At 55.4% G+C, this 4,677-nt stretch carries 4 protein-coding genes; all 4 read left to right on the top strand.

What is annotated here, in order from left to right; translation table 11 throughout:
* Window positions 1-295: 295 nt before the first annotated feature.
* The 4 genes from PFRI_RS04320 (at window position 296) to PFRI_RS04335 (ending at window position 4,314) form a co-directional block, all read left to right on the top strand.
* Window positions 296-910 (top strand): TetR/AcrR family transcriptional regulator, encoded by a 615-nt coding sequence (locus tag PFRI_RS04320; RefSeq protein WP_072629516.1) that lies wholly within the window; start codon window positions 296-298, stop codon window positions 908-910.
* Window positions 907-1,257: an Ohr family peroxiredoxin gene (locus tag PFRI_RS04325; RefSeq protein WP_072629513.1), complete on the top strand. Its 351-nt coding sequence runs from the start codon at window positions 907-909 to the stop codon at window positions 1,255-1,257. The genes PFRI_RS04320 and PFRI_RS04325 overlap by 4 nt, the downstream gene beginning before the upstream one ends.
* 75 nt (window positions 1,258-1,332) lie before the next feature.
* A complete protein-coding gene (locus tag PFRI_RS04330) occupies window positions 1,333-2,367 on the top strand; it encodes an NADPH-dependent curcumin/dihydrocurcumin reductase (protein WP_072629514.1) in 1,035 nt (344 codons plus the stop codon).
* 84 nt (window positions 2,368-2,451) lie between these two features.
* The gene (locus PFRI_RS04335) at window positions 2,452-4,314 is read left to right on the top strand and encodes an AMP-binding protein (protein ID WP_072629515.1); all 1,863 of its coding nucleotides are present in this window, start codon (window positions 2,452-2,454) and stop codon (window positions 4,312-4,314) included.
* Window positions 4,315-4,677 lie beyond the last annotated feature (363 nt).

A 4,677-nucleotide genomic window follows, 5' to 3' on the forward strand; every position in this document is an offset into this window, starting at 1 on the left:
TTCGTGAATCATGACGACAAACCAGCATCAAGGCAATTAATGGGTCCTGAGCCTAAGGGGCTTCAAGAGCCCAATTTCGGGTTATTCTATTGAAGCTACACTTTGAAGGGGGACAAATTGGGACCGCAGTTCACTATCTAGAATTGAGTGAGTGTTTCCTGTTTCAAAAAACTGCCTCAGCAAGACATTTGGATCACCTCTCATTAGATCCAAGGGGTGGAACTGTGAAATTAGATTGATCTACAATCTTCACAAAAAACTAGACGACTGGTCTAATATGAATGTATCAAGCCTGATGCAAACACGCACCGATTCCACCAGAGACCACATTCTTGCCACAGGCCGCGGCCTTGTCGCGCAACGGGGCTTCGCGGGTATGGGGTTGAACGAGCTTCTAAAAACGGCCTCGGTTCCCAAAGGGTCGTTCTACCACTACTTCTCCTCGAAAGAAGATTTTGGTTGCAATTTGCTCGAGCAATACATGTCGCAATACATGTCACGCCTCGACGAAATACTGACCACTAAAGGCCCCGACGCGCGAACGCGACTGATGCAGTATTGGTCACTGTGGACCAGTTCGCAAACGTCTGGCGACGCTTGTGTGCAGTGCCTTATCGTCAAGATTGGCGCTGAGATTTCAGATGTATCCGACGAGATGCGTGAAATCCTTGAAGATGGAACACGCCAGATCGGAATGCGCCTGTCTGAAGCGATTGCCGAGGGTCAGGCCGACAATTCGATTTCCCAAACCGTTGAGCCCGACCTGCTCGGCGCAGCGCTCTATGAAATGTGGCTGGGCGCGAGCCTGGTGGCGAAGCTGTCGCGCAATCGCGACCCGTTTTTGAACGCGATGGCAACAACCGAACTCATGCTGCCTAAGCCGCACCAACACACAAAGGACATGATATGAAAATTCTTTATAAAACCAGCGCTACAGCGACTGGCGGACGCTCAGGCGTCAGCAAACTTGATGACGACAGTTTTGAAGTCAACATCGTGCCGCCCGGCAGCAAACGCGAAGGCGTTAACCCCGAGCAGCTGTTCGCAATTGGCTATAGCGCGTGTTTTGACAACGCGATGCTATTGGCGGCACAGCGCATGAAGCTGGCCCCGACTGCGAGTTCAACGACAATCGAAGTGGGCCTCGCGCAACTCGAAAGCGGCGGCTACGGGCTCGACGTTGACCTCTACGCAAACATCGCAGGCCTGCCGGAAGCCGACGCCCATGCGCTGCTCGAAGCGGCTCACAAGGTCTGACCATATTCCAACGCATTGCACGGCAACGTCGATGTTCGACTGCACCTGAAACTTGCATCTTGAAAAGAGATACTCATGACACAACTCACTGACACCAATCGCCAGATCGTCCTTGCAAAGCGCCCCGTTGGCGCGCCAAACGCGGACACCCTACGCCTTGATACCTCAGATGTGCCCGTTGCTGGTGCTGGCGAAATGCTGCTACGGATAGAGTATCTTTCGCTCGATCCTTACATGCGCGGCCGGATGAATGACTCTAAGTCTTATGCCGATCCGGTGGCCATCGGCTCACCGATGGTCGGTGGTACCGTCGCGCGTGTTGTTACATCAGACGTCAAAGGGTTTGCTGTTGGCGACTGGGTGCTCAGCTTTAGTGGCTGGCAGGATTATGCGGTCTCAGATGGGGTCGGCGTCACCAACATGGGAACTGATCCGGCGCACCCGTCTTGGGCGCTCGGAATAATGGGCATGCCCGGCTTTACGGCCTATTGCGGCCTGCTTCTTATCGGCGAGCCGAAAGCCGGTGAAACAGTCGTGACAGCAGCAGCAACTGGCCCCGTTGGCGCAACTGTAGGACAGATCGCCAAGATCAAAGGCTGCCGTGCCGTCGGTATTGCAGGGGGAGCTGAAAAATGCGCCCATGCGGTAAACGAGCTGGGCTTTGACGCCTGCATCGACCGCAACGCTCCGGACTTCGATGCGCAACTAAAGGCGGCCTGTCCTGATGGTATCGATGTCTATTTTGAAAACGTCGGCGGCGCGGTGTTTGCTGCCGTTCTGCCGCTTCTGAACCCGTTCGCCCGTGTTCCTCTTTGCGGATTGGTGTCTCAATACAACGCAACTAGCCTTCCTGAAGGGCCGGACCGCTCGGGTGCGATACTGGGGGCTTTCTTGGTGAAAAAGGTCAAGGTTGAGGGTTTCATCGTCTGGGACAGTTTCCCCAGCCAATATCCAGAGTTTGCCAAAGAAATGACGGGCTGGATTGAGACCGGAAAAATCAAGTATCGCGAACAAGTGATCGAAGGATTAGAGTATGCGCCAGACGCCTTCAACGGGCTTCTTGAAGGCCGGAACTTCGGCAAAGTCGTTGTCAAAGTCAGCAATTCCTAAGCTCACTATTGGCCTGCATTTGAACAGCGCAGGCCAGCCTGACCACAACGAACAGAACAGCAAACGAATTTGGGAGTGACGAAGATGGCGACTTTTGGTGAGGGAACGATCCGGACACGTGATGACCTTAAGCGTTTTGAGGCGGACATGACACTTGAGCAGCGCTTGCCTGAACGCAGCATCTACGATGCGTTCAAGGCCAGCGCCGCGCAGAACCCGACATCGACTGCGATCACCATGTTGATGACAGGCGCGGCCGATGAACAGCCCCGTCGCACCAACTACAGCCAGGTTTTGGGGATGATCACACAGACCGCCAACTTGTTCTCTTCGCTCGCTGGCCCCGCTCCGGGTGTCGCCTACATGTTGCCCTCTCTCACAGAAACTTACGTGACACTCTGGGCTGCCGAAACAGCAGGCTACGCGGTGCCGATCAACTTTCTGTTGCAACCCGACAGCATCGTCGAACTGATCAAAGCGTCAGAGGCGAAGATCCTTGTCGCGCTCGGCCCGCATCCGCAGCTCGGCATCTGGGAGAAGGCGTTGGAACTGCGCGAACAGATCCCCGACCTGATCTTGGTGCGCGTTTCTCCTCCCGGAACGCCCCCCGAAGACGGCGTGATTGATCTTGGCACAGCTATCGCCGAACAACCCGATGATTGTCTGATCTTTGGTGAGCCCCGCGGAGGTGATGATGTCGCTGCGTATTTTCACACAGGCGGCACGACGGGTGTTCCAAAACTTGTCGCGCACACCCATCGCAGTCAGCTTGTTTCGGCCTTCGGCGGAGCTGCCATGTGCGGATATACCTCCGACGATATCATGACTGCAACGCTGCCGCTGTTTCACGTCGCAGGCACGATCGTTGCGGGCCTAAGCGCGTTCATGGCGGGCGTCGAGCTTGTCGTAATGACGCCAGCCGGACTGCGTAATCCAGCAATTGTCGAAGGGTTCTGGCGTTTGGTTGCCGATCACAAAGTTACTGTGGTGGGCGGTGTCCCAACGGCTATCGGCGCGATCTTGCAAATTCCTGTTGGGGAAAATGACATTAGCTCGATGCGCACTGGCCTGACAGGCGCGGCCTTGCTGCCGCCCGCGGTTGGCGCGCGCTTCAAGGAAGTAACCGGATGCCACCTCCACGAAATTTTCGGGATGACGGAGGCCTCAGGGCTAGTCAGTATTGATCCGCTTTCTGGCCCCGGCACCGTCGGCTCGGTTGGCTGGCAACTGCCCTACACCAAGGTTGAGATTTTGCGCCTGAACGATGACGGAAGCCTTGGGGAACCTTGCGCGACTGACGAGATCGGCGTGATTGCGATCTCGGGTGATCACATCTCGCCCGGTTATCGCGACCCAAAACACAACGCAGGCGTTTTTGATGATGGCCGACTGAACTCGGGTGATCTTGGCTACAAAGATGAGCAAGGCTGCGTCTACATTGCGGGCCGTTCCAAAGATCTCATCATTCGCAGCGGGCACAACATTGACCCGGCTATGATCGAGAATGTCATGAGCACCCACCCTGCTGTGGCACTGGCCGCAGCGGTTGGCATGCCCGACGCCTACGCTGGAGAGCTACCTGTCTGTTTTGTAGAACTCCTTCCAGATGCTGATGTGAGCATCGAAGATCTTCAAAAACACGCCCAAAGCGCCATCGACGAACGCCCTGCATGGCCCAAGCTTATTCATGTTGTTGACGCCATTCCGCTAACCACCGTTGGCAAGATTTACAAACCAAGCCTGCGGTGCGATGCCGCCAAAAGGCGGATCAGTGATCTGGTGCAGGGTGAAATGGGCCTAACCAACGCGAGCGTTGACGTTGTCGCTGGTGGAACCCGCGGTATGCGTGTCACGGTGGCTCTGCCGGAAGACGACCAATCATCGATCTCAGACCTTGAAGCCGCCCTCGCGACCTTCCTTTTTGAAGCAAGAGTGGTAGTTCAATAGGGAGTCTTGGCATTCGAGAACGCCCCCGAGTGCGCCAATTCTTGAGCCGGAACTAAGCAGTAGGGCTTTATACTCAGATGGTTTGCTTTGAAGTGCGGGTTGGCAACAAAGCGGCCATTCAAGAAAGAATACCGAACGGCTGCTTCGTTTAAGTCCCGCGTTGTGTGAGTTCAGACAAGCCGAAGCGAACGGCACGTATTCACGAACCAATCGTTGGTGCATAACGCGGCTGAGGTCGGCTGGGTGCGAAGTGATCAGCTATCGGGTGGGGGTAGGGTGACGCATATGACGCTTCTTCTTACTGCGCTTGACCTGCCCCCCGAAACTTCCCTCAGTTTAATGTAGAGTTTGCTCAACCATCGA

The organism is Planktotalea frisia (genome assembly GCF_001890925.1).
Classification (GTDB): domain Bacteria; phylum Pseudomonadota; class Alphaproteobacteria; order Rhodobacterales; family Rhodobacteraceae; genus Planktotalea; species Planktotalea frisia.